The sequence below is a fragment of the Mesorhizobium huakuii genome, from assembly GCF_014189455.1.
Taxonomy (GTDB): domain Bacteria; phylum Pseudomonadota; class Alphaproteobacteria; order Rhizobiales; family Rhizobiaceae; genus Mesorhizobium; species Mesorhizobium huakuii_A.
In genome coordinates this window covers 5,421,125-5,446,349 of sequence record NZ_CP050296.1, presented here as the reverse complement: position 1 = coordinate 5,446,349, position 25,225 = coordinate 5,421,125, and the positions used below count along the sequence as shown (strand labels likewise).

The 25,225-nt window shown below is 64.1% G+C and carries 22 protein-coding genes, 2 pseudogenes and 1 riboswitch; of the genes and pseudogenes, 11 read left to right on the top strand and 13 right to left on the bottom strand.

What is annotated here, in order from left to right:
* Positions 1–61: 61 nt before the first annotated feature.
* The 4 genes and pseudogenes from HB778_RS26275 (at position 62) to HB778_RS26260 (ending at position 4,496) form a co-directional block, all read left to right on the top strand.
* A pseudogene (locus HB778_RS26275) lies at positions 62–1,014 on the top strand (carbohydrate ABC transporter permease).
* Positions 1,011–1,877 carry a carbohydrate ABC transporter permease gene (locus HB778_RS26270; protein ID WP_183458167.1) on the top strand — a complete coding sequence of 289 codons (867 nt, stop codon included), beginning with the start codon at positions 1,011–1,013 and terminating at the stop codon, positions 1,875–1,877. The pseudogene HB778_RS26275 and the gene HB778_RS26270 overlap by 4 nt, the downstream one beginning before the upstream one ends.
* Positions 1,878–1,895: 18 nt before the next feature.
* Positions 1,896–3,415 (top strand): annotated as a pseudogene (locus HB778_RS26265) (DUF5060 domain-containing protein).
* 16 nt (positions 3,416–3,431) lie between these two features.
* Positions 3,432–4,496, top strand: a complete 1,065-nt coding sequence (locus HB778_RS26260) for an ABC transporter ATP-binding protein (RefSeq protein WP_183458165.1) — start codon at positions 3,432–3,434, stop codon at positions 4,494–4,496.
* A gap of 30 nt (positions 4,497–4,526) precedes the next feature.
* Here HB778_RS26260 and HB778_RS26255 read toward each other — a convergent pair whose 3' ends face one another.
* From HB778_RS26255 to HB778_RS26245, 3 genes are all read right to left on the bottom strand, one after another.
* The gene (locus tag HB778_RS26255) at positions 4,527–6,062 is read right to left on the bottom strand and encodes a DHA2 family efflux MFS transporter permease subunit (RefSeq protein WP_183458163.1); all 1,536 of its coding nucleotides are present in this window, start codon (positions 6,060–6,062) and stop codon (positions 4,527–4,529) included.
* 309 nt (positions 6,063–6,371) lie between these two features.
* Positions 6,372–7,550, bottom strand: a complete 1,179-nt coding sequence (locus tag HB778_RS26250; protein WP_183458161.1) for an HlyD family secretion protein — start codon at positions 7,548–7,550, stop codon at positions 6,372–6,374.
* Entirely contained in the window at positions 7,547–8,020 is a 474-nt protein-coding gene (locus HB778_RS26245) for a MarR family winged helix-turn-helix transcriptional regulator (RefSeq protein ID WP_019857459.1), read from the bottom strand. Before HB778_RS26245 ends, HB778_RS26250 begins: the two co-directional genes overlap by 4 nt.
* Positions 8,021–8,280: 260 nt before the next feature.
* Here HB778_RS26245 and HB778_RS26240 point away from each other — a divergent pair, with 260 nt between their 5' ends.
* The 6 genes from HB778_RS26240 to HB778_RS26215 are packed head-to-tail and all read left to right on the top strand — an operon-like array spanning position 8,281 to position 14,097.
* Positions 8,281–8,889: a CDP-alcohol phosphatidyltransferase family protein gene (locus HB778_RS26240; protein ID WP_183458159.1), complete on the top strand. Its 609-nt coding sequence runs from the start codon at positions 8,281–8,283 to the stop codon at positions 8,887–8,889.
* Positions 8,890–8,925: 36 nt separating this feature from the next.
* Positions 8,926–10,710, top strand: coding sequence for a bifunctional alpha/beta hydrolase/class I SAM-dependent methyltransferase (locus HB778_RS26235; protein ID WP_432421207.1), 1,785 nt, complete (start codon positions 8,926–8,928; stop codon positions 10,708–10,710).
* A gap of 12 nt (positions 10,711–10,722) precedes the next feature.
* Entirely contained in the window at positions 10,723–12,063 is a 1,341-nt protein-coding gene (locus HB778_RS26230; RefSeq protein WP_183458157.1) for a phosphatase PAP2/dual specificity phosphatase family protein, read from the top strand.
* Positions 12,060–12,503 carry a hypothetical protein gene (locus tag HB778_RS26225; protein WP_183458155.1) on the top strand — a complete coding sequence of 148 codons (444 nt, stop codon included), beginning with the start codon at positions 12,060–12,062 and terminating at the stop codon, positions 12,501–12,503. The genes HB778_RS26230 and HB778_RS26225 overlap by 4 nt, the downstream gene beginning before the upstream one ends.
* Entirely contained in the window at positions 12,500–13,162 is a 663-nt protein-coding gene (locus HB778_RS26220; protein ID WP_183458153.1) for a lysophospholipid acyltransferase family protein, read from the top strand. Before HB778_RS26225 ends, HB778_RS26220 begins: the two co-directional genes overlap by 4 nt.
* A complete protein-coding gene (locus HB778_RS26215) occupies positions 13,162–14,097 on the top strand; it encodes a phosphatidate cytidylyltransferase (protein WP_183458151.1) in 936 nt (311 codons plus the stop codon). The genes HB778_RS26220 and HB778_RS26215 overlap by 1 nt, the downstream gene beginning before the upstream one ends.
* A gap of 25 nt (positions 14,098–14,122) precedes the next feature.
* Here the strand turns inward: HB778_RS26215 and HB778_RS26210 are convergent, their stop codons facing one another.
* The 8 genes from HB778_RS26210 to HB778_RS26175 all read right to left on the bottom strand — a co-directional run bounded on the left by HB778_RS26210 (position 14,123) and on the right by HB778_RS26175 (position 22,546).
* Positions 14,123–15,172, bottom strand: a complete 1,050-nt coding sequence (locus tag HB778_RS26210) for a FecCD family ABC transporter permease (protein WP_183458149.1) — start codon at positions 15,170–15,172, stop codon at positions 14,123–14,125.
* Positions 15,172–16,119, bottom strand: a complete 948-nt coding sequence (locus tag HB778_RS26205; protein ID WP_183458147.1) for an ABC transporter substrate-binding protein — start codon at positions 16,117–16,119, stop codon at positions 15,172–15,174. Before HB778_RS26205 ends, HB778_RS26210 begins: the two co-directional genes overlap by 1 nt.
* Before the next feature lie 48 nt (positions 16,120–16,167).
* Positions 16,168–16,956 (bottom strand): ABC transporter ATP-binding protein, encoded by a 789-nt coding sequence (locus HB778_RS26200; RefSeq protein WP_183458145.1) that lies wholly within the window; start codon positions 16,954–16,956, stop codon positions 16,168–16,170.
* Positions 16,953–17,420, bottom strand: a complete 468-nt coding sequence (locus tag HB778_RS26195; RefSeq protein ID WP_244661625.1) for a DUF1636 family protein — start codon at positions 17,418–17,420, stop codon at positions 16,953–16,955. The genes HB778_RS26200 and HB778_RS26195 overlap by 4 nt, the downstream gene beginning before the upstream one ends.
* Before the next feature lie 22 nt (positions 17,421–17,442).
* Positions 17,443–17,648, bottom strand: a riboswitch (cobalamin riboswitch).
* Between the two features lie 257 nt (positions 17,649–17,905).
* Positions 17,906–18,895 (bottom strand): substrate-binding domain-containing protein, encoded by a 990-nt coding sequence (locus HB778_RS26190; protein WP_095202385.1) that lies wholly within the window; start codon positions 18,893–18,895, stop codon positions 17,906–17,908.
* 69 nt (positions 18,896–18,964) lie between these two features.
* Entirely contained in the window at positions 18,965–20,014 is a 1,050-nt protein-coding gene (locus HB778_RS26185) for an ABC transporter permease (RefSeq protein ID WP_095202386.1), read from the bottom strand.
* A complete protein-coding gene (locus HB778_RS26180; RefSeq protein WP_183458143.1) occupies positions 20,014–21,531 on the bottom strand; it encodes a sugar ABC transporter ATP-binding protein in 1,518 nt (505 codons plus the stop codon). Before HB778_RS26180 ends, HB778_RS26185 begins: the two co-directional genes overlap by 1 nt.
* 22 nt (positions 21,532–21,553) lie before the next feature.
* Positions 21,554–22,546, bottom strand: coding sequence for a LacI family DNA-binding transcriptional regulator (locus HB778_RS26175; protein WP_244661624.1), 993 nt, complete (start codon positions 22,544–22,546; stop codon positions 21,554–21,556).
* Positions 22,547–22,775: 229 nt separating this feature from the next.
* On the opposite strand from HB778_RS26175, the gene HB778_RS26170 reads away from it, so the two are divergent.
* Positions 22,776–23,609, top strand: coding sequence for an AraC family transcriptional regulator (locus HB778_RS26170; RefSeq protein ID WP_183458139.1), 834 nt, complete (start codon positions 22,776–22,778; stop codon positions 23,607–23,609).
* A 52-nt stretch (positions 23,610–23,661) separates the two neighbouring features.
* Here HB778_RS26170 and HB778_RS26165 read toward each other — a convergent pair whose 3' ends face one another.
* Together HB778_RS26165 and HB778_RS26160 are read right to left on the bottom strand one after the other, a co-directional pair.
* Positions 23,662–23,976, bottom strand: a complete 315-nt coding sequence (locus tag HB778_RS26165; protein WP_095202389.1) for an antibiotic biosynthesis monooxygenase family protein — start codon at positions 23,974–23,976, stop codon at positions 23,662–23,664.
* Positions 23,977–24,233: 257 nt separating this feature from the next.
* A complete protein-coding gene (locus tag HB778_RS26160) occupies positions 24,234–25,184 on the bottom strand; it encodes a bifunctional helix-turn-helix transcriptional regulator/GNAT family N-acetyltransferase (protein ID WP_183458137.1) in 951 nt (316 codons plus the stop codon).
* Positions 25,185–25,225 lie beyond the last annotated feature (41 nt).

Sequence of the window (25,225 nt, the reverse complement as noted above, 5' to 3'; positions counted from 1 at the left end):
CCGACAAGCCGAAGGCCGGGGCCGGCCAGCCGATTTTTTCGCACCGCTCCTGGGACCATACATGGCTGTGAACATTTCCGCCGCCGATCGCCATGCGCGAATGCCGACCCGGTCAGGTCAGCTTCGCCGGAAACTGCAGGATCCGACCCTGCAGGGACTGATGCTGCTGGCGCCTGCGGTGCTGGCCTACGCAGTCTTTGCCTTCTACCCGATGATCGACGTCATCCAGCTCAGCTTCATGAAATGGAATGGACTGAACGCGGACAAGCATTGGGTGGGGCTCGACAACTACCGCTACGTGCTGCACGACGATCCGGTGTTCTGGGTCGCCTTCAAGAACACGCTGATCTGGACGTTTCTGTCGGTCATCTTCCCGCCGCTGATCGGCTTTGGGCTGGCGCTCGGCCTCAACCAGAACATCCCCGGTCGCTCGCCGCTGCGCGCTCTGTTCTACATGCCCGTGATCATCGCGCCGATCGCGGTGGCAACGATGTGGCGCTGGATGTTCGACCCTTTCTTCGGGCTGTTCAACAGCCTGCTCTCCGCGGCCGGATGGGCCAACCTGATCCAGGATTGGCTGGGTGACCGCAGCGTCGCACTCTATTCGGTCTTCATAGGCTATGTCTGGGAGGTCGCGGGCTTCTCGATGGTGTTGTTCCTGGCCGGGCTGCAAGGGGTCTCACAGACGCTGATCGAAGCCGCCCGCATCGATGGCGCAGGACGCTTCCAGCTGTTCCGCTACGTGACGCTGCCGGCGCTGAGGCCCACCATCACCATCGTCCTGATCCTGTCGCTGATCAACTCGCTGAAAGCCTTCGACATCGTCTACGGCATGACCGGCGGCGGACCGGCGCAATCGACGCAGATGCTGGCCATGTGGGCCTATACACAAGCCATGCAACTCGGTGACTTCGGCGCGGCAGCGCCATTTCCGTCGTGCTTCTGCTCATCACCGTCGCCGTCGTCATCCCCTACCTGCGCTGGACGCTCAAGCGGCAGGAGGCCTATCAATGAGCGGCGTCGCCAGCCCCTTTCGCCAGGCCGGCGCGGAGCGGGTGGATCCGCTGCTGGTGGCACTGTGGATCGCGCTGATCATCGTCGCCATGATCTGGATCGCGCCGTTCGTATTCATCATCTTTACGTCGCTAAAATCGAACGCGACGGTGATGGGGAGCGGCGCGTTCTCGCCACCGACCAGCATCGCCTGGGAGAATTTTACCAATGCCTGGCGGCGCGGCGATTTCGGCACAACGGTCGTCAACAGCACCATCATCACCGTCATCAAGGTGCCGCTCGGGCTGATGATATCGGCCATGGCCGCCTATTCGCTGAGCCGCATCCAGATCCGGGGACACAAGGTGGTCTTCCTTGCCATCGTGTTCGGCACGATGATCCCGTTCCAGGTGATGCTGGCGCCGATCTTCAAGCAGGTGAACAGCTTCGGGCTGATCAACACCTATGTCGGCATCATCCTGCCCTATCTCGCCTTCGGCGTCCCTTACCAAGTGTTCATCCTGCACGGTTTCTTCAAAGACGTGCCGAAGGAACTGAGCGAGGCGGCGCTTATCGACGGCGCGTCGCATTTCACCGTGTTCCGGCGCATCTTCCTGCCGGTGTCGCTGCCGGTGCTTGCGGCGCTGCTGATCCTCGACTTCGTCGCCACCTGGAACGAATTCGCCATGGCACTGGTCATCCTGCAGGATCCGGATCGCTGGACGCTGCCGCTTGGCCTGATGTCGTTCCAGAGCCAATTCGCCCGCGACTACGGTCAGCTCAACGCGGCGATCGTGATGACGGTGCTGCCGGCGGCGATCGTCTACCTCATCTTCCAGCGCTACTTCGTCTCGGGGCTGACATCGGGCGCGGTCAAGGAATAACAACGCAAGGAACCACGCATGGCCGACGGCACGACAGTCGAGAAATGGGACATATTCGAGATCGAACTGAAGGGGCCCGCGGGTGGCAATCCCTTTGCCGAGATCGAGTTCTCCGCCAGTTTTTCGCAAGCCAGCCGCAGCGTCGCGGTTCCCGGCTTCTACGATGGCGACGGCACCTATCGCATCCGTTTCATGCCGGACAATGAAGGCAGCTGGAGCTACATCACGCACTCCACCATTCCGTCACTGGCGGGCAAGAGCGGCGCCTTCGAGGCGGTGGCACCTTCGTCCGGCAACCACGGCCCGGTGCACGTGCGCAACAAATTCCATTTCGCCTACGCCGACGGCACGCCCTACTTCCCGTTCGGCACCACTTGCTATGCCTGGACGCACCAGCCGCTCGACATGCAGGCCGAGACGCTGGCGACGTTGAAGACGGCACGTTTCAACAAGTTACGCATGGGCGTCTTCCCGAAGGACTATCCCTTCAACACCAATCCCGCACTGTATGCGATCTTCGAGACCGGGCCGGACGGCAAGGAAGACTTCGACCGGCCGAACCCTGTTGCATTCCGCCATTTCGAGACGCAGGTCGGCGAGTTGCGCGATCTCGGCATCGAAGCCGATATCATCATCTTCCATCCCTATGACCGTTGGGGTTACGCCAACATGAGCGCGGCCCAGGATTTCCGCTATGTCGCCTACCTCGCCGCACGGCTTGCCGCCTACCGCAACGTCTGGTGGTCGTTGGCCAACGAGTACGATTTCCTGCTCGACACCAAGCCGATGGCGCAGTGGGACCGCTACTTCCATATCCTCGAGGAAAACGACCCCTACCAACATCTGAAATCGATCCACAATGGTGAGCAGTCGATGAATTTCGACCACCGCAAGCCATGGGTCAGCCATGTCTGCATCCAGAACTGGGATGTGAAACGCACGCCCGAATGGCGCGACGCCTACGGCAAGCCGGTCGTCAACGACGAACCTGAATATGAAGGCAACATCGTCTTCCCATGGGGCAACATCAGTGCCGAAGAACTGGTGCACCGCTTCTGGCTCACCGTCATGCGCGGCGGCTATGCCGGGCATGGCGAAACCTACATGCACCCCCCAGGATCTAATCTGGTGGGCCAAGGGCGGCCGGCTTCACGGCGAGGCGTGGAAGCGGATCGGCTTCCTGCGCAACCTCATCGAAGAGGACGTCAGCAATGGGTTGGAGCCGATGGGCCACAACGGTGCCTGGCCGTGGAGTCGGGTCTCCGGCGCCAGAGACGGCGATCTTCGCTACATCTATCTTGGCGAGCATCAGCCGGTCATCTGGTCGACCGGCCTGCCGCTGGAAGATGGCGACTACGACGTCGATGTGATCGACGCCTGGGAGATGACCGTGACGCCGGCGAGGAAAGTGGCGGCGCCGATCCCGCATCCAACACGCCATGGCTCGGTCGTGCGCGGGGGGCAAGGCGGACGCTGCTTTCGGGGTCGAGTTACCCGGCAAGCCATATCAAGCCATCCGCGCCAGGCCACGGCGCTAGTAAACGGGGCTACAAGATGTCTTCTGTCCAGATCGTCGACGTGAAGAAGTCCTATGGTGCGACCCCCGTGATCCATGGGGTCAGCGTCGACATTGAGGATGGCGAGTTCGTCATCCTCGTCGGCCCTTCGGGCTGCGGAAAATCGACCCTGCTGCGCATGATTGCCGGGCTCGAAACCATCTCGGGCGGCGAGATATCGATCGGCGAGCGAGTGGTGAATCATCTGCAGCCGAAGGAACGGGACATCGCCATGGTGTTCCAGAACTATGCGCTCTATCCGCAGATGACCGTCGCGCAAAATATGGGTTTCGCCCTCGAACTCGCCGGCGCCAAGAAAGCCGAGATCAAGGAAAAGGTAGACACGGCGGCATCGATCCTGGGGCTGCAGCCGCTGCTCGCGCGCTATCCGCGCCAGTTGTCGGGCGGCCAGCGCCAACGCGTCGCCATGGGCCGCGCCATCGTGCGCGATCCCAAGGTATTCCTGTTCGACGAGCCGCTCTCCAACCTCGACGCCAAGCTGCGCGTGCAGATGCGCTCCGAGATCAAGGCGCTGCACCAGCGTCTCAAATCGACCATCGTCTATGTCACACACGACCAGATCGAGGCGATGACGATGGCCGACAAGATCGTCGTGCTCAATGGCGGCAGGATCGAGCAGATCGGCTCGCCGCTCGACCTGTACGACCGGCCGGTCAATATGTTCGTCGCCGGATTCCTTGGATCGCCGGCGATGAATTTCATCGAAGGAACAGCGCGCGACAATCCTCATCCCGGCCTCGAACTGGACGACGGATCGATTATCCCGCTGTCAGCCATTCCTGCCACAGCCGCAGGGCGGCGCCTCGTGCTGGGCGTGCGTCCGGAAGACATTCACATCGACAGCGCAACCGGCGCAGCGGCCAGGGTAATTGTCGTCGAGCCCACGGGCGCGGAGACGCATCTTTCTGTCGAAATGGCGGGCCACGAACTCGTCTGCGTGCTGCGCGAGCGCGTCATTTTGAGACCGGATGAGACCGTCATGCTTTCCCTGCGAAAGTCGACCGTGCATTTCTTCGACCCGGCGTCGGGGAGCCGCATTTGACCGCAGGCACCGCGGCGGCGGCCCGAGGGCCTAGTCCATATGCGCTGCAGGTGCGCCGCCGCCGGCCGGCGCAGCCTTCGGCTTGCGCAGCAGGAAGACGAACGGGATGGCGAGCAGCGTCATCACCATCAGGATTTTGAAGTCGTTGACGTAGGAGATCATCATCGCCTGGAGATTGACCATGCGATCGACCTCCGACAGCGCCATCGGATCGCCGCCCGCGGCCGCCGGCGAGACCGCCCAGAGGTTAGGATTGAACGGGTTGATGAAGGCTGAAAGCTCGGCGTGGTTGATCTGCGTGTTGCGTACCAAGAGCACCGTCACGACCGAGACGCCGATCGACGAGCCAAGATTGCGCACCAGGCTGAACAGCGCGGTCGCGTCGGTGCGGTAGCGTGCGTCGAGCGTGGCGAAGGCAACCGTCGACAGCGGCACGAACACCATTCCCATCCCCAGGCCCTGGATGACGCCGGAGCTGATGATCAGCCAGTTATCCATCTGCGGGGTGAAGCTCGCCATGGTGTAGAGCGACTGGGCGGTCAGCAGAAAGCCGATGACGACGAGAATCCTGGCGTCGATCTTGCCCATGAGCCGCCCGACGACGAGCATCGAAACCATCGTGCCGATACCGCGCGGACCTATGACGACACCGATGGTGATGGTCGGATAGCCGAAAATGGTCGACAGCATTGGCGGCAGCAGCGACATCGAGGCCAGGATGAGCACACCCATGACGAAGATGAACGCCAGGCCGGTCACGAAATTCTGGTCGAGGAAGATCTTCGGATCGATGAAGGGATGTTCCGCCGTCACTGTGTGAATGATGAACACCCAGAAGCCGGTGATGGCCAGGCCGAGTTCGATCCAGATCTCGACCGAGGAAAACCAGTCGACCTCGCCGCCGCGGTCCAGCATCAGCTGCAGCGCGCCGACGCCGAGCGATATCATGGCAAAGCCGAAGAAGTCGAAGCTGCGCACCCGCCGGGCAACGGCCGGCAGATAGGCCGCCATGCCAAGGAAGGCGACGATGCCGACCGGCAGGTTGATGAAGAACACCCAGCGCCAGTTGAAATTGTCGGTCAGCCAGCCGCCTAGCGTCGGGCCCAGGATCGGTCCCAGCATGATGCCGGCACCCCAGATGGCCATGGCCTGGCCGTGACGCTCCTTGGGGTTGATGTCGAGCAGGAATGTCTGCGACAGCGGCACGATGGCGGCGCCGAACACGCCTTGCATCAGCCGGAACAGCACAATGGTTTCAAGGCTCCATGCCAGGCCGCACAGCATGGAGAAGATGGTGAAGCCGACCACCGCCGTCAGGAACAATTCCTTGCGGCCGAAACGGTCGGCGAGCCAGCCGGTGACCGGCGTCATGATGGCGGCTGCCACGATATAGGATGTCAGCACCCAGTTGATGTTGTCCGGGGAGGCACCGAGATCGCCGGTCATCGTCGGCAGCGCGACGTTAGCGATGGTGGTGTCGAGCGCCTGCATGATCGTCGCCAGCATGAGCGCAACCGTGATCAGGCCGCGATGCGGCACTTCCTTGAAAGGTTCTGGCGTGCTCATGATGCGGAACTTCCAGCAGGTAACAAAAACGTGTACATAGGGTGTCCGGGCGGCAACGCCTTCCGTTGAAGACCCTCATCGCGGTGGGACGCGATTATCGATGTGGGGGTTACATCGATCGAAAGTCTCTGATGAGCGGATGCCTGCCGCCCGGAAACATGAGGACCGAAGGGTCCGTCACGAAGATTTCAGATTTCGGCCTGGCCGCGACGCGGCCCGAACCAAACGCTGATCCTTCCCACTCCTCCCATCAGACCAATCCCTGCTATCCACTTCCACCCGCCTGGCCGCCGCGGGCTTCCGCTGACTTTACTGCGCGGGCTCGCCAGCCGTGGCGTGACCGAATATTGCGGGAAAACCGCGGGCGACGCCGGTGTCGACGGTGACAGAGGCGCTCATGCCGGTCCGCAGCGCCATTTTGGCGTCGGGATCGGTCAGCTCCAGGCGCACCGGAATGCGCTGCGTGACCTTGACCCAGTTGCCGGTGGCGTTCTGGGCGGGCAGCAGCGAGAATTCAGCACCCGTTCCCGCACCGATCGCCTTGACCGTCGCTTCGAAGGTCTTGCCCGGATAGGTGTCGACGACGATCTCGGCCTTCTGGCCTGGCCTCATGTTGGTGAGCTGGGTTTCCTTGAAATTGGCATCGATCCAGGTGTCGTTGGTCTCGACCAGCGAAAACAGCGGCGTGCCGGAGCCGACATACTGGCCGACCTTGAAGGACGAGGCCTGGGAGATGACGCCATCGGCGGGCGCCTTCACCGTAGTCCGCGCCAGGTCGTAGGCGGCCTTGTCGCGCGCGGCGAGCGCGGCCATCACGGTCGGATGCTTGTCGGTTTCGATGTCGGGGTTGCCGCCGAGTGCGGCCTTGGCGCTGATGATGCCTTGCTGGGCGACGGCGACCTGCTGCTTTGCCTTGTCGAGGTCGTTGCGGGCTTCATCCAGCGACGATTTGGCGTTGATGCCCTTCTGCGCGAGATCGGCGGCGCGGTCATATTGCGACTGGGCGTAGTCGACCTCGCTGCTGGCGGACTTCTCCTGCGCCGTCGACTGGCTGTAGGCGGCGCGCAGCTGCTCGACGTTGAGGCGCGCCGCGGCAACCGCGGCGTCGGCCTGGGCAAGCGCGATCCGGTAAGGCTCGGGGTCGATTGTGAACAGAAGATCGCCCTGCTTGACCATCTGATGGTCCGCTATCGCAACCTGGACGATGCGGCCCGCCGTGTCCGAGGCGATCGACACCTTGGCCTGCTGCAGATTGGCGTTTTCCGTTTCCTGATAGCGTCCACCGGTCACCCAGACATAGCCGCCGCCGATAATCAGCGCCGCCGGCAAGGCAAACATCAAGAAGAAGCGGCCCATGCGGCGCTTCTTCTTCGGCGCCGGGACCGGCTCCATGGGAGGAGCGACCGCAACAGGAACGGCAACCGGTTGGGCCGGCGCCTCCATCTCCACCTTGGCGGCGTTTTCGTCTATCTTGGCTACCGCGTTCATGCTGCTGCGCCTTTCGTAGGCTCGACTTTTTCCGAGGTATCGCCGTCCGCCAGATTCTGTGCCATCGCATCGAGCGCCCTGATCAGGACGCGACGGTCCTCCGGAGAAACGCCGACAAGCGACTCCTCATAGACTTCGCCGGCGAGGCTCTTGACCTCGGCATAGGCAGCGCTTGCCTTGGCGGTCGGGAAAATCATGCGCACGCGGCGGTCGGCGGCGTCGGCGCGGCGCTCGATCCAGCCGCCCTCTTCCATCCGGTCGACAAGGCGCGAGACACTGATCGGCTCGATTTCGAGCAGTTCAGCGAGCCGGGCCTGGGTGACTCCCTCCTCCTTGGCGACACGCACCATGAGGCGCCATTGCGCCGAGGACAGGCCAAGCCCACTGGCGCGCGTCTCGAAACGCTTGCGCATCAGGCGTTGCACGTCGTGGATCAAAAATCCCAATCTGTCGATGCCATCTGAAACCATGAGCGGTATATATAATAAGCGTGCTTACTATTCAAGCGGCTGCGTCGCCCCGGAAGCCGGCAAATGTGCATGGCATGATCATGGTTAGCGACTGGTGAGGGCCGTGACCCGAGATGGGGTACGCAGCGACCGAGCATCGCCAGGCGACGTTCAAATACCGGCCCCATCAAGGCCGCGAGTACCCGTTTGGGCGCTGCGGCCGCTGGTCGCGTATGACATATTCATGTACAGCCGCAAGTCAGGATCGGGGGATCGACGCCATGCCGACGCTTTACGCGCTCAAGCCGGCTTTCCAGGGAAGACTGCGGCCGCTGGTCAACCGGCTGGCGGCAATCGGCGTCACCGCCAACAGCATCACCATACTGGCGGCCCTGATGTCGATCGCGGCAGGAGCGGCCATCGCGATCCTGCACGAATGGCGCTGGCCGCTGCTGCTCATTCCCGTGGTGCTGTTCGTGCGCATGGCGCTCAACGCCGTGGATGGCATGCTGGCGCGCGAACATGGCCAAGCTTCGACACTCGGCATGTATCTGAACGAGATTTGCGATGTCGTTTCGGACCTGGCGCTGATCCTGCCTTTCGCCGCCTTTACGCTGTTCAGCGCATGGGGCGTCATCGCTTTCGCCATCACCGCGGTGCTGACCGAGTTCGCCGGTGTGCTCGGCATCGCCGCCGGCATCGGACGCAACTATGCCGGGCCGTTTGGCAAGAGCGACAGGGCGCTGGCGCTGGGCGTGGTGGCGGTCCTGTGCGCCGCCGGGCTGTGGCCATCATCCATCGCGGCGTTTGTGTTTCCGGCCATGGCAACGCTTTCACTGCTGACCGCCATAAACCGGATACGCGCCGGTCTTATTGGCAGCGCCAGCTGAGCACAGGGGCTCGCCATGCCGCCAGAGGGAAAGACCATGATGCACGGACCGATTGCAGCGGCTGCCGAAAACCTTGGCCGGCAGGCACAAGAGCGTGTCTTCCACAGCCATGACGGGACCGAGATCTTCTACCGGTTCTGGCCGGCGGCCTCCGCCGATGCCAACGGCGCGGTGGTGCTCTTCCATCGCGGCCATGAACATGGCGGCCGCATGGCCCATCTCGTCGACGAACTGCACATGCCGGATCACGCCTTCTACGCCTGGGATGCCCGCGGCAACGGCCGTTCATCCGGCGAACGCGGCTATGCTCCGTCCTTCTCGGCGCTGGTGCGCGACATAGACTGCTTCATGCGCGAGATCGCCGCCAGGGACGGCTTCGCCATGCAGGACATTGCGCTGATCGCGCAGTCCTTCGGCGCCGTGCTTGCCGCCGCCTGGGTGCACGATTATGCGCCGAAACTGCGCGCCATGGTGCTGGCCTCGCCGGCCTTTTCGGTCAAGCTCTACGTGCCCTTCGCCAAGGAGGGCATCGCGCTCTGGCAAAGGCTCAAGGGCCGTTTTTTCGTCAACTCCTACGTCAAGGCGAAATTCCTGACCCATGACCCCGTGCGCATCGCCTCGTTCGAGAGCGATCCGCTGATCACGCGGCCGATCGCCTCCAACATCCTGGTCGAACTCTACCAGCACGCCGCCCGCATCGTTGCCGACGCCCGCGCCATCACCGTGCCGACGCAGCTTCTGCTTTCGGGAAGCGACTGGGTGGTGCGCCACGGCCCGCAGCACGAATTCTTCGTCAATCTCGGCAGCCGGACCAAGGAACGCCATGTGTTGCCGGGTTTCTTCCACGACACGCTGGGCGAGCGCGATCGGGCGCAGGCCCTCGACCTGATCCGGCCGTTCCTGGCCAGGCAGTTCACGGCGCCGGACGCACCGGTCGACCTGAGGCAGGCGGATATTGCCGGCTACACGCGCGACGAGGCCGACAGGCTTGCCTCGCCTCTCGACCTGTTGTCGCCCAAAGGCCTCTATTGGGCCTTCAGCCGCGCCTCCATCCGCATGGGCGCCTGGGTCTCGTCGGGCATGAAGGCCGGCGTCACCACCGGTTTCGATTCCGGCTCGACGCTGGACTATGTCTACGAGAACGACGCCCGCGGGCTGACGCCGCTTGGCCGCTTCGTCGACCGCATCTTCCTGGAGGCCATCGGCTGGCGCGGCATCCGCCAGCGCAAGCTGCATCTCGAAGAACTCATCGGCGCCGCGCTGACGACGCTGAAGGCCGCCAGCCGGCCGGCCCACATTCTCGACATCGCCGCCGGCCACGGCCGCTATGTCCTCGATGCCATCGTGAAGAGCCCCGACCAGCCGGCAAGCGTACGCCTGCAGGATTATTCCGACCTCAATGTCGAGCTTGGCCGCAAGCTGATCGCCGAGCGGCAATTGCCGGCCAGCGTCTCGTTCCGGCGCGCCGACGCTTTCGATGCCGACATGCTCGCGGCGATCGATCCGGCGCCGGACCTCGCCATCGTCTCCGGCCTCTACGAACTGTTCTCCGACAATGCGATGATCGCCCGTTCGCTCGGCGGACTGGCCCGCGCCATGCAGCCGGGCAGCCTGCTCCTCTACACCAACCAGCCCTGGCATCCGCAGCTCGAGATGATCGCGCGCAGCCTGACCTCGCATCGCGGCGGCCAGGCCTGGGTCATGCGGCGGCGCACGCAAGGTGAAATGGACCAGCTCGTCGAAGCCGCCGGTTTCGAGAAACTCGACCAGCGCATCGACCAGTGGGGCATCTTCACCGTCTCGGTCGCACGGCGCCTGTAGGACCAACCAGGCATGCCGACTGACCCTGACGCTTCGCAATCTGCAGCCATCGTCGCCGCCGAACCCTACAGCCGGGTGGTCGTCAGGGCAGCTTTGTGGCTGGCGTTCCTGGCGCCGTTCTTCTACCTGACCTATGGCTTCGCCAACTGGCTGGCGTCGCGGCGCGACGACGTCGGCAGCATCGTGTTCGCCTGGGAGCACAGCATCCCGTTCGTCGCCTGGACCATCGTGCCCTACTGGTCGATCAATCTGTTCTACGGCCTGTCGCTGCTGCTCAACGACAACCGGCAAGGGGTCGACCGCCTGGCCGGCCGCTATCTCACCGCGCAGATCGTCGCCGTCACTTGCTTCATCCTGTTCCCGCTGACCGCGACATTCGTGCGGCCGCAAACGACCGGCCTGCCGGGCTTCATGTTTGCCGTGCTTGGCGGTTTCGACAAGCCATTCAACCAGGCACCCTCGCTGCACATCGCCCTGCTGGTGATCATCTGGGACCATTGGCGCCACCGGCTCGGTGGCTTTCTGCTGCCGCTCTGGCATGGCTGGTGCTTCCTGATCGGCGCTTCGGTGCTGACGACCTGGCAGCATCATTTCATCGATATCCCGACCGGAGCGTTGCTCGGCTTTTTCGCGCTCTGGCTGTTTCCGCGCGGCGGCGAATTGCCGTTTTCGGGCTTCCGGCTGACCAGCGACGCGAAAGCCCGCCGGCTGGCGCTGTTCTATGGACTGGGTAGCGTCCTTGCTCTGGCCGGCGCCGCGTTCGGCTCCTTCCTTTCCGCCGTCGCACTCATCTTGCTTTGGCCGGCTTTGGCGCTGGCCATCGTTGCCTTCGCCTATGCCGGAGCCGGCGCAAAAGTGTTCCAGAAATCCGTGGATGGCAGCATCACGCTCGCAAGCCGCATCCTGCTCTTGCCTTACCGTCTCGGCGCCAGGGCAAACATATGGGCATGGACGCGCGAGCTTGTTCCGCAGGTCGCGGTGGCCGACGGCGTCTTTCTCGGACGCTTTCCCTCGGCAAGCGAGGCCAACGGCTTCGGCACGGTCATCGACCTCGCCGCCGAACTTGAAAGGCCGGCGGGAGCGACGTGCCGCTGGATCAGCTTGCCGATGGTCGACCTGTTGCCGCCGCCCGTGATGATGCGGCAACAGGCGGCCGGCGCGCTGGAGAAAGCGCGCCGCGACGGCACGGTGCTGGTCTGCTGCGCGCTCGGTTTCCAGCGCAGCGCCTGCGTTGTCGCCGAATGGCTGGTGGCGACCGGCAGGGCCAGGACACCGGCCCTGGCCCGCGAGATGCTTAAGGCCGCCGGCCGGCCGGTTCATCTGGTCGAGACCACCGAGCGGGCGGCATCATGACCGGCAATGCCTATCAGGAAAGCACCGATCGCTTCGCTCGCATGCTGATGCGGCAGGCCGCATGGCCGGCGGCGGTTGTCGTGGCCGCGAACGTGCTGGCGCCCTTGGCCGCCTCGGCGCGCGGCGCCTTCGAGACCTTGCCCGCGGCCCTCGCGCTGTCGCTCACTGCCGTGAGCGCGGTCGCCGTGCTGGCGCTGTCGGCTTTGCTGGCATTCGATGCGCTGCTGTTCCGGCTGATGGCCAGCCATGACGACGAGGCTTCCGCTGGTGCCGCGGTGGACGGCATGCTGGCGCGCATGCGCCTGAAACCGCTGCCGTCCTCCACACGTTCGCTGGACGAGCGCATGGCCGGTACGCGCCGTTTGCTGACCAGGCAACGCATAGCCTTTGGCCTGTTTGTGGTGATGCTTTTGGCGGCCGGATTCTGGGCACCGCGATGAGCAAGCTTGCATTAAAGACTTTTACGCTGCTGCAGACGGTAACCTCCGTCGGACTCTCGGCGCTGGCCTGGGTGGTGACCGGGGTGCGCCCGATCTGGAACGGCAGCATGCCGTCGGACCGGCAGCGCATCTACTTCGCGAACCACACCAGCCATGGCGACTTCATCCTCTTGTCGGCGTGCCTCAGCGAAAAGGAGCGCGCGATCACCCATGCCGTGGCAGCCGGCGAGTATTGGGGAAAATCGCGGCTGCGCCGCTTTATCGCCGAGGACATGCTGTCGTCCGTGCTCATCAACCGGCAATGGACGAAGCCCGAGGAAAACCCGATCGAGATCATGCTGTCCGTCCTCGACCAGGGCCACTCGCTGATCCTGTTTCCCGAAGGCACCCGCAACATGACCGAGGAGCCGCTGCTGCCCTTCCGCTCCGGGCTCTACAATTTGTCGATGGCGCGGCCTGAGGTCGAGCTGATCCCGTGCTGGATCGAGAACATGTCGCGCGTGCTGCCCAAGGGCCAGTTCCTGCCGGTGCCGCTTTTGTGCCGCGTCGTCTTCGGCGCGCCGGTGACGGTGGCCCCGGGCGAAGAGCGCCGCGCCTTCCTCGACCGAGCCCACGCCACGCTTCTGGCGCTCAACCCGCGTCCCGAACGAGACGATTGATGCGCCACGACATCTCGATCCTGATCATCGGCCTGCTGGTGGTGCTGACGACTGCCAGCATCGTCGCCGCAATACTTTCGGCGCGGGCGCCGAAGCCGCTCAGTTCGACACTGATCAATCTCACCCAGCGCATCAACGCCTGGTGGGTGATGGTGGCGCTGATGACGGTCGCCTTCTTCTTCGGCCGTTACGGGCTGACCATCCTGTTCGCGCTGATCTCGTTTGCGTCGCTGCGAGAATTCGTGACGCTGACGCATACCCGCCGCAGCGATCATTGGGTGCTGCTTGGCATGTTCGGCATCATCATCCCGTTTCAATACTGGCTGGTGTGGACCGCCTGGTACGGCCTCTTCGTCATCTTCATTCCGGTCTATTGCTTCCTGCTGATGCCGGCCATCACCGCGTTGCATGGCGACACCGAGCGCTTTCTCGAGCGGATCGCCGCGCAGCAATGGGCTGTCATGATCTCGGTCTATTGCGTCAGCCATGTTCCAGCGCTGCTGACGCTCGACGTGCCGGGCTTCGAAGGCCGCAATTTGTTGCTGATCGCCTTCCTGATCATCGTCGTGCAAGGCAGCGACGTACTGCAATACATCTTCGGCAAGCTGTTCGGAAAACACCGTTTCTCGCCGACCGTCTCGCCGTCGAAAACCTGGGAAGGCCTGATCGGCGGGCTGGTGTCGGCAAGCCTGCTCGGCGCGCTTCTGTCGTTCGTGACGCCGTTCTCGCCGCTGCAGGCGGCGTGTGTCGCCTTCGTCGCATGCTCGATGGGTTTTCTGGGCGGGCTGGTCGCCTCGGCCATCAAGCGCGACCAGGGCGTCAAGGACTGGGGGCATCTCATCGAAGGCCATGGCGGCATGATGGACCGTACCGACAGCCTGGTCTTCGCGGCCCCGATCTTCTTTCACATCGTGCGCTATTTCTGGACGGTCTGAACCGGCAAGCTCTGGCCTAGCGCGCTCAGAGCCGGTTTCGCACGACCAGCGTGACGACGAAGAAGGCACCGAGCGAGCTGGTGATGATGCCGATGGGCAGTTCCTGCGGCGGCAGCAGGGTTCGCGCCAGAAGGTCGCTGGCCAGCAACAGCACCGCGCCGAACAACGCGCAGCTGGCGATCAGGCGCAGATGCAAGGGACCGGCCAGCGGCCGCGACAGATGCGGGATCATCAATCCGACAAAGCCGATGACACCGGCGACCGAGACGAGAATTGCCGTCGAAAAGGCGGCAACGAGAAACGTCGTCCTGCGCATCCGCGCCACCGGCACGCCAAGGCTTTCTGCGGCACTTTCACCGGCCAGGAAGGCATCCAGCCTGCGGTGGTTCCACAGCCCGTAAACCGCAATAGCGCCGGCTCCCAAGGCGCCCAGCCAGACATTGTCCCAGCGCGCCAGACCGAGCCCGCCCATCGTCCAGAACAGCACCGAATGGGCGGCGCGCTGGTCGCCGGCAAAGACCAGATAGTTGGTCAGGGCGGTGAACAGGAAGGAGACGGCAAGGCCGGCGAGGATCAGCCGTTCCGGCCCCTGCCCCCGCACCCGCGCGACCAGCAGCAGAACGATGCAGGCGGCCAATATGCCGCCGGTGAACGCGGCGACCGGCAAGGTCCAGATGCCGAAACTGTCGCCGAGGACGGTGATGACGGAAACAGCTCCTGCAGCGGCGCCCGACGACAGGCCGAACAGGAAGGGATCGGCGAGATCGTTGCGGGTCACCGTCTGCAGCAAGGCACCTGTTGTGCCGAGGCCGCCGCCGACACAGACCGCCACGATGGTGCGTGGCAGCCTGAGATCGACGACGATCTTGCCGACCGGGCCCGACACCTGGTGCTCGTTCAACCCGACGGCATGGCCAAGCGAGGCGATGACGTCGGTCAGCGGGATCAGCGTCGAACTATACGCGATCGACAGCAGCACGAGGGCGACGGCCGCCACCGCGCCCGCCACTATCGCCAGCCCGAATGCCTTGTGCCCTGAAAGCGCACCGGATTTATGCCCAGGGGCAAGAAGCATCAGAACGCTTCCGGATGCATCGCCTTGGCGATCTTGGCGATCGCCTCGATGTTCGCCGGTCCAGTTGTCAGTTCGGCATAGCGCAGCGCCACAAAGCGCTCGTTCTTGACCGCGTCCGTTTCCTTCATTGCCGGATGCGCCTTCAGGAGCTCAAGCAATTTCTTGTAGCCGCCGCCGTCCTGGTAATCGAGCAGGATGAGGAATTGCGGATTGCGCGACGCCACGGTTTCCCAGTCCGTATTGCCCCAGCTGGTGTCCATGTCGGCCATGATGTTGTCGCCGCCGGCTGCCGTGATCATGGCGCTGGGGATGGCGAATTTTCCGGCGGTGAACGGCTTGTCCTCACCGGAATCATAGAGGAACACCCGCGTCCCCTTGGCGCTGCCGACCTTGGCGGTGATGTCAGCCAATTGCGCCTTCCAGCCGGAGACAAGCTTTTCCGCGTCCGCCTCCTTGCCAAAAATCTTGGCGAGCTTTTCGACGTCGCCATAGAGCAGGTCCATCGAGGCGGCGGGGCGGTTCTTGTCGAGATGGACGCAGCTCTCGGTCAGCACCAGCGTCTTGATGCCGTGCGGGGCTAGCGTGTCGGGCGTCACGTCACCGCCCGGCTTCATGCCATAGTACCAGCCGGCGAAGAAGAAATCGGGTTCGACTGCGACGAGGTTTTCGAGCGTCGGGTATTTGGGCGCCAGTTCCGGGATGGAGCCCTGTTCGGCCTTGAATTCGGCGCCGACCTTGTACCATCCGGTGATGCCGGTCAGGCCGACAATTGACGGCTGCAGCTTCAGCGCGAAGGCCATCTCGGCCATGTTGAGATCATGGATGACGGCGCGCTTGGGCGGCGCATCGAAGGTCAGCGGTTTGCCGCAGCTATCGACGGTGACGGGGAAGGCGAAGGCTGTTGAGGCCAGCAGCGAGAAGACAAGCGACAGAGCGAGACGTTTCACGGATTTTGCTCCTTGGTTGAACAGTGTCGAATGACGGATGGGTTTCGATCAGGAAGGGGGTGCGGCGCGGTTCGGAACATCGAACACCGTCAGTTCGCGGTCCTCGGTCGGATGGCGCAGGCGAAACACGTCGACGCCGAAAATCTCGCGGATCAGTTTCTGGGTCAGCGCCTTGCGCGGCGCGGCCAGCGCATGCAGCCGGGCTTCGTTCATCACCGCGACCCTGGTGGCGAACGGCGCCACCAGAGCCAGATCGTGCAGCACCGCGATCACCGTCATGCCGAAGCCGGCCACGAGTTCGAGCAGCTCGCCACGGGCGCGCGGGTCGAGATGGTTGGTTGGCTCGTCGAGGAACAGCACTTTCGGTTGCTGTGCGATGGCGCGCGCCAGCTGGGCACGCTGGCGTTCGCCGCCTGACAGCGAGCCGATGGCGCGGCCAAGCAGCGGCAACAGGCCGGTCCGGCGAAGCGCGTCGACGACGATGTCGCGTTCCTCGCTCCTGCACCTCAATCCGGCATGCGGAACGCGGCCAAGCTCGACATAGTCGATCACCGCAAGCCGCGGATCGGGCTGGTCGGTCTGGCCGACGACGGCGATGTGCAGGGCCCGTTCGGCGGTCGAGATCCTGTCCAGACGGCGTCCGCCAAGCTTCACCTCGCCCGCACTTGGCCGGAGCATGCCCGACAGCATGCGCAGCAGCGTGGTCTTGCCGGCGCCATTGGGGCCGATGATGGCGAGACGATCGCCTGATGCCACCGACAGGCTGACCGCATGGACCAGATCCCGGCCGTTCGCCGTCGCGCAGAGGTCGCGGGCTTCGAGAAGCGGCATCGTCATCGGCTGTTGCCCGCAAACTTGCCCGGCCCGGGGATACGGGCCAGCGTCTTGCCCGCCAGTCGCGGCGGACGTTGTCCGGAATTGCACCAGCCGTCAGCGAGCGAGGCGTATAGCCTTGCAAATCGCACGAGATCACCGGCGTCGGCCTCGGCGTCGATGGAGCCGAAAAGATAGGAAGCCTTGCCCGGCGCCTGGAAGGCCACCGTCAGCGGCCGCGCGCAGCCCGCCATGCACTCGACGCCTTCGATCGTGAAGCCATGCGCCACGGCGGGCTGATGATGGGCCGAGAGCCGGGAGCGCAAATCGGCGCACAGGCTTTCGCCCGACCTGATGCCGGTCGGGACGTCACGGCAAAGCGTGCACACGATGATGCGATGATCGATGGAGCCGTCCAACTTTCCGTCACTTTCCAAAACTGGCGACGGAAGGATGTTGGCGAGCCGGCCGACAAGACCGACGTCCACGTTTCCTCCCGGCACACCCCGTCCGGTCAACTCAGTGATGGCAGGTCTCCTGGCTCGCGGGTCTCGGCGCAATCCTGCCTTCCCAGCCTTGCCGGCCAGTGGCATTTCGGATCTTGCTCACCGCTTACAGTTGCGGGGGCAGCCACGGTCTCGACCTTTGAGGGTCTCACCGTGTTCCCTTTTCACCCCTTGCCTTTCGGCGCGGGGACCATCACCGGGCAATCGTAGTTTTGCCCCGGACGCATCGCAACGATTCTTTTCGACTGGTCCTGTCACCATCGTGGCACCAGCAGCCTGCGACCTCGTCAGAGAAGGCGCATACAACATCTCCGTCTGTTATGTAATAACAGAACTGTTAAAGACATATCCTCTGCCGCTGTCAATCCCTTGCCACCACCCTTCGAGTGCCGGAGAAGGTTGCGAACGTAGACAGGGCGGGTTCGCGTGAACCCGCCCTGGATCGGATGGTCTACAGGCAGACGGGCTTACTTCCCCGCCAGCTGCTTGGCGTTCTCCGGCGTGATCGCGGTCGTGTCGACGGTGACCGTCGTATCCACCGAAGTAGCGCAATCGAGCAGGATCTTCTTCGACATCTCGATCGCTTCCTTGGCGCCCGTCGGATAGGTGAAGGTCGCCGCCCAGTCGCCCTTGGCCACCGCCTCGATGCCGCCTGCCGGGCCTGGCAAGCCGTCGGTACCGATGATCTTGACCTGCTTGCCTGCGCCCTTGGCGGCAAGCAACGCGCCGGCCGCCATCATGTCGTTCGAGGCGTAGAGCACCTTGATATCGGGATGCGCCTGGAGCATGGCCGAGAAGGCGGTCTGGGCTTTGTCCGGCACCCAGTCGGCGGCCTGCTCGGCCACGACCTGGATCTTGGCATTCTCCTTGACGCCGTCCTTGAAGCCGTTCAGCCGCTCCACTGCCGGCGTCGAGCTCGGCAAGCCTTCCAGCACCGCCGCCTCGCCGCCGTCCGGCAGCAAGGTCTTGGCGGTGTATTTTCCGGCTTCGAGCGCGATCTTGTAATTGTCGCCGCCGATGAAGGCAGTGTAGTCCTTGCCGGGATCGCCGACCGTCTTGCGGTCGAGCTCGATGACAGGGATGCCGGCATCCATGGCGCGCTTCACTGCCGGCGTCAGCGGTGCCGCCTCGAAGGGCGAGATCAGCAGCAGATCGACTTTCTGGGTGATGAAGTTGTCGACCTGCGAGGTCTGCGTGTTGACGTTGCCGGCGCCGTCGGCGATCTGCAGCGTAAAGCCCGGTACTTCCTTGGCCGCCGCCGTCAGCTCGTCATTGACATGCTGGCGGTAGGGCTCGGCATTGTTCGCCTGCGAAAAGCCGATGATGAACTGGCCGTCCTTGGCGCAGGCCTTGACCAACGGTTCGGCAGCCTGGGCGGCTCCCGCAATGCACAGGCCAGCGCCTGCCAGAAGCATGGCGTGAAGCGCGCGCCTCGTTCCTTGTCTTATGGTTTTCATACTCACTCTCCTCCTCGTCGGGCCGGGGGCCAGACCTTGGTTTGACTTCAACTTGCTGCCGCTTTCCTCCTAACGACCCAAACCCTCGCGGCGGCGAACGAGGGATTGAAGCACTGCGGCCAGCACGATGATCGCGGCGGTCGCGAGCAACTGCATGGCGGGCGTGATGTTGTTGAGCTGCAGGATATTGGCGAGCGCGCCCAGCATGATGGTGCCGGCGACGGTGCCCACCATCGAGCCGGCGCCGCCGAACAGGCTGGTGCCACCGATGACCACGGCGGCGATCGCGGTGAGTTCGTAGCCCATGCCGTCATTGGCGCTGCCGAAATTGAACTGGCCGGCATGCACGATGCCGGCAAGAGCGGCGGCAAAGCCGGTGATGGCATAGACCGAGATCTTCACCATCGAGACAGGCACGCCGGAAATGCGCGCCGCGCGCTCATTGCCGCCGACGGCAAAGACATAGCGGCCGAAGCGCGTGGTGTTGAGCACGATCGTCGCGATCGCGGCAAAGACGATGAAGACGATGGTGGCGACCGGCACGGTGTTGTTGAACAGCCGCTCGCCGAGGATCGCAAACACCGGCGGTGCCAGGCCCGGCCCGTCGCCATAGGAAATGTTGATGTATTGGTTGCCCGACACGACCAGCGCCAGGCCGCGCGCCGCCTGCAGGCCGGCGAGCGTGACGATGAACGGCTCCAGCCGGAACCGGGTGGAGATGGTGCCCTGGATCGCGCCAAAGACGATGCCCATGACGAGCACCGCGAGGATGGTGGGAATGAGCCCGAAACCGCCCGAGATCATCATCGATGCCGTGACGACGCTGGACAGGCCGAGCACCGCGCCAACCGACAGGTCGATGCCGGCGGTGATGATGACGAAGGTCATGCCGATGGCGATGATGCCGGTCTCCGACACGGCGCGCACGATGTTGGCGATGTTGTCGGGGTCGAGGAACAGTATCTGGCCATGCCGGCGCGGTGAGAAGATGATGCCGCCGATCGCCACCACGACCAGGCCGATCAGGCTCTGGAAGCGCACCACCAAAGCGAGCGGATCGCGATGCACCGGTGCCGCGGCCACCGGACCGCTTGCCTCCGAGATCTTCTGTTCAGACATCAGGCCTCCCTGCCATTTGCCGCGTCAAGCACCGTGTGCTCGTCGACGCCGCCGATGAATTCCGCCACGTTGCGCCCTTCGCGCAGCACGACGATCCGGTCGCACAGACCGATCAGCTCCGGCATCTCGCTGGAGGCGACCAGGATGCCGAGCCCTTGCGCCGCCAACTGCCTGAGCCGCGCGTAGATTTCGCCCTTGGCACCGACGTCGACGCCGCGAGTCGGCTCGTCGAGCAGCAACAGCCGGGGATTGCCGAGGATCTCCTTGGCCAGCACCACCTTCTGCTGGTTGCCGCCGGACAGCGCGCCGACAGCGATGTCGGGATTCTTCGGCCTGATATCGAACTGGCCAAAGGACTGCTTCACCGCATCCGCCTGGCGGCGCGACGACATCAGGCCGAAGGGTGAGATGCGGCGGATGACCGACATGACCAGGTTGAGGCCCACCGCCATTCTCAGCATCAGCCCGCTGCCGCGCCGGTCGTCGGTGACGAAGGCGATGCCGGCGTCGCGCGCGGCCTTGATGGAATCGAGTTTCACCGACCGGCCATCGATGGCGACCTCGCCTTCCCAGCGGCCGGACAGGCCGGTGCCGTAGAGCGCGCTGAGCAGCTCGGTGCGCCCCGCCCCCATGATCCCGGCCAGCCCGACGATCTCGCCGGCCTTGACGTCGAGCGAGACGCCAGCCGGCGGCTGCCAACCAGCGCTTTCATGGGCGAGCCTGAAGCGCGCATCGCGCAGGCTGAGCAACGTCTTGCCGGCCGCCCTTGACCGTTCGGGATAAAGCTCGTCCAGCGGCCGCCCGACCAAAAGCCGGACCAGCTCGGCCTGTGGGGCGTGCGGCTCGGTGACGCCGGCGACGCGGCCGTCGCGCATGACCGTCACCCGGTCGGCGATCTGCGGCACCTCTTCCAGGCGATGCGAGATGTAGACGATGCCGACGCCGCTGGCGGCGAGCTTGCGCATGATGTCGAACAGCCGGTCGACCTCACCCACCGTGAGCGCCGCCGTCGGCTCGTCCATGATGAGCACGCGCGAGGCGTAGGACAGCGCCTTGACAATCGCCACGACCTGGCGCTGGCCGATCGACAGGTTCGCCACCATGCTGGCCGGGTCGATGGCCAACTCGATGGCTTCGAGCCGCCTACGAGCCTCGCTACGCATCGCCGGCACGTCGAGGAAGCCGCCAGGCCGCATCAATTCGCGGCCGAGGAACAAGTTGGCCGCCACGTCGAGCGTCGGCACGAGGTCGAGCTCCTGGAAAATGGTGGCGATACCGGCCGCCTGCGCCTCGCGCGGATTGTTGAAGGCGACCGGCTTGCCGTCGATGTGGATGGTACCTTCATCGGGCGTGTAGACACCCGACAACAGGTTCATCAGCGTGGATTTGCCGGCGCCGTTCTCGCCGAGCAGCGCATGGATCTCGCCGGCCTTCAAGTCGAAGTCGACACCGCGCAGCGCCTGAACGCCGCCGAAGCGTTTGACAGCACCGGTAACGGAAAGCAGCGGCGCGCTCATGCTGACCTCGTGGGGGCTGACCTCATGGGGCCGGCCTCGCGCAGGACTCTCGGACCTGCAGCGCCGCCTGCAGCCGTACTGCCTGCGGCTCCAAGCCGGTCGATGCGATGCGGGCGCACAGCAAGGCTGCCGCCTGCCGTCCGATCTCGGTGCAGGGCTGCGCGACCAGCGTCAGCCGCGGCTCGAAGCAATCAGCCCATTCGAAGTCGTCGAAGCCGGCGAGCGAGAGGTCTCCCGGTATTGAGAGGCCGCGTTCTCGAATCGCCCGCACCGCTCCGATCGTCGTCATGTTGTTGCCCGTGACCAGTGCGGTGGGCGGCGACGGCAGGGACAGGATCGCATGGGTCGATGCCGTCGCGCTCGCCGTGTCGACATTATCCGGCGAAACATAGTGCGGCAGGCATTCAAGTCCATTGGCGGCCAGCGAGGCGCGAAAGGCCTCGATGCGTTCGCGCGTCGTCGCCAGGCCCGGCTGGCCGGCGATATAGCCGATGCGCTTGTGGCCGAAGGCGGCGACGTGGTCGATGAGCGCGCGCATCGACGACTGGTTCTCGACACCGATCTGGTCGAAGCGCTCGTCGGCGAAACGGTCGATGAGCACGCAAGGCAGCTTCTTCTCGGCCAGGTAGTCGATGGCCCGCTGCGGCGCGCCCGACGGCGCCAGGATAACGCCGTCGACCCGCCGCTGGTGGAAGGCGCGCACCACCGAAAGCTCGCGGTCAGGGTCTTCCTGCGTGTCGGACAGGAACACCATGAGGCCGAGGCGCGCGCATTCGGCCTCCACTGCGCAGATTATGTCGGTGAAATAGGGGTTGGAAATCGCCGAGATCGCCAGGCCGACGCTGTTGGTCGAGGCCACTTTCAGCGACCGCGCCAGTTCGTTGGGCTGATAGCCCATCGCGGCGATTGCATCATTGATGAGCCGCGCCTTCTCCGGCGAGACAAAGCGGGTGCGGTTGATGACATGCGAGACGGTCGAAACCGACACGCCAGCGCGGCGCGCGACCTCAGCCATTGTCGGCATGGCGGCACAAACGGAGTGCTGGCAAGCGCTCCTCCCTGATGATGTGTTCCAGTCCGCTCTCATTGGCTTTGGCGGATTTTGATGAAGCATAGTGCCATCGAAACGTTTGCGCAATCGCTTCGATGGCTCTCCCGGCCAAATCTAGGTGCTGCGCAATTTCGATCAAACTGGCGGCGTGGCGAGGTGGCAATATGATCCGGCCGATGCGAGAAGGACAGCCATGAACCCGACCGAGAAAGCACTGTGGTTTGTCGAGAGCCATCTGCCGGAGGCAATCTCGCTCGACGACGTCGCCCAAAGCAGCGGCGTGTCGCGCTTTCATGTGACGCGCGCCTTCGGCGCCGCTACCGGCCGGTCGGTCATGGGCTACGCGCGTGCGCGCCGGCTGACCGAGGCGGCGCGCAGATTGGCCGGCGGGGCGCCCGACATCCTGTCGGTGGCGCTCGATGCCGGCTACAACTCGCATGAGGCTTTCACCCGTGCCTTCCGCGATCAGTTCGGCACGACGCCGGAGCTGGTGCGCGCGCAGGGCTCGACCAAAACCCTCGACCTCGTGGAGCCGATCCTGATGGACCAGTCCTTTCTTGCCAACCTCGAACCACCACGCTTCGAGACCAGCCGGCCATTCCTGATCGCCGGGCTCGGCGAGCGCTACAGCTGCGAGACCAGTGCTGCCATTCCGATGCAATGGCAGCGCTTCGGCCCCTATATCGGCAACATTCCGGGCGAGACCGGCGACGTTGCCTATGGCGTCTGCGTCAATGGCGACGATGCCGGCAATTTCGACTACATCGCCGGCGTCGAGGTGTCAGACTTTTCCGACCTTCCCAGGGAATTCAGCCGCGTGCGCATACCGGCGCAGAAATACGCGGTGTTCGCGCATCGCGAGCACATCTCGACCATCCGCCGCAGCGTCAACACGATCTGGAACAAATGGCTGCCGGCCTCCGGGCACGAAATAGCGGACGCGCCGGAATTCGAACGCTATGGCCCGGAGTTCGATCCGCGCAGCGGCAATGGCGGGCTGGAGATCTGGATACCGGTCAAGTCATAGATATCGAGCAACCGTCCCTTGGCATGGGCCAAGAGACGGTCCGCCGCTCCGCCTATTCCACGGTGCAGGCGACCTCATAGAGGCCGGGATGGGCCTGGCCCAAGGCCTGGTTGCGATCGAGAAAACCGTTGCTGCGCAAATGCTCGAAGACCTGCCGCATGGCCGCATGGTCGTGCGCCTGGGCGTAATTGACGACACGCGTGCCGTCGAGACTTCGGTGCAGGCTGGCGGACATCCAGCCGGGAATGCCGCGGCAACTCATTGCCGCCTCGTGCAGCAGGTCGATCAGCGCCTGCTGTCCGCCTTCGGGCACGGTGAAGACATTGATCTGGGTGATGACGCCGGTCTCGGCGCGAATGATGGGCATCCTTCTTCTCCTTCGTTGGCGCCTGGCAAACGAAGGAACGCCGATCAGCGAAAACCCCGAACGCCAAGCCGGGCGTAAAAAGCACGCCGTGGGCTTGCCGTGGGTTCCCATATTGCATGGGAACGGAGCTTCCAGCCGGTGGAAGGGAGCGGGCTTACCGTTTGCCGCTCCAGGGTCCTTTTCGACCCGTGTTCCATAGCATCGGCGCGAGCCGCCAACAACCGCGCATCATGGCAACGGATGTCGGACAGGCTTCGCTAAAGGTCGAGATCCCAGGTCTGGCCGACCAGATCCTTGCCGAAGGAATGGTGAGGCTCTTCCTCGATCAGTTTGAAACCAGCCACCTGGTAGATGTGCCGGGCGGCGGTCAGGATGTCGTTGGTCCACAAGGTCAGCGACTTGTAACCCTTGGCGCGGGCAAAGCCGATGCATTCTTCGACCAGCCGCTTGCCGATGCCGAGACCGCGCGCCGAGGGTTCGACATAGAGCAGGCGCAGCTTGGCCACCTGATCCGATTTGCGCACGACGAAGACCGAGCCGACCACCTCGCCATCGCGCTCGGCGATCCAGCTTCGTTCCCATTTCGGATCGAAGGATTTGACGAACGCCGCGAGGATTTCGGCGACCAGCGCCTCATAGGTTTCGTCCCAGCCATAGTCCTGCGCGTAGAGCATCCCTTGCCGGCGGGTAATCCAGCCGATGTCGCCGACCTCAAGCGGTCGCAATAGATAAGGGATCCTTGGCTCGGCGCTTTCGCCCAGCAGAGCCTGGACCGTGCGCATGGATTTCACCAGCCGATCCTGCTCCGACGCGGGCAGCCGGCCGAGCAGCGCCGCGATCTGGTCGTGCGAATCCTTGTTCAGCGGCGCGAAGGCATTCCGGCCGGCCGGGGTCAACGCAATCGAAGATTGCCTGGCGTCCGAAACCAGCGTCGACCTGGAGATGAGGTGAAGGGCCTCGAACTTCTTCAACAGACGGCTGACATAGCCGGCATCGAGACCGAGGTCGCGCCCGAGGTCGGTCGCGGTCAGGCCGTCGCGGTGCGCCAACTCGTAGAGCACGCGCGCCTCGGTCAGCGAGAAGGCGCTTTTGAGCAGCCCTTCGTCGAGCAGTCCGATCTGGCGGGTGTAAAAGCGATTGAAGGCCCGCACCGCATCGATCAGCTGCTTGTTGGGCGCATCGTTGCTGGGCTGATGGTGAATCGTCATGGGCATCTCCTGTCTGCACAGGATCAACCATTTAGTTGACT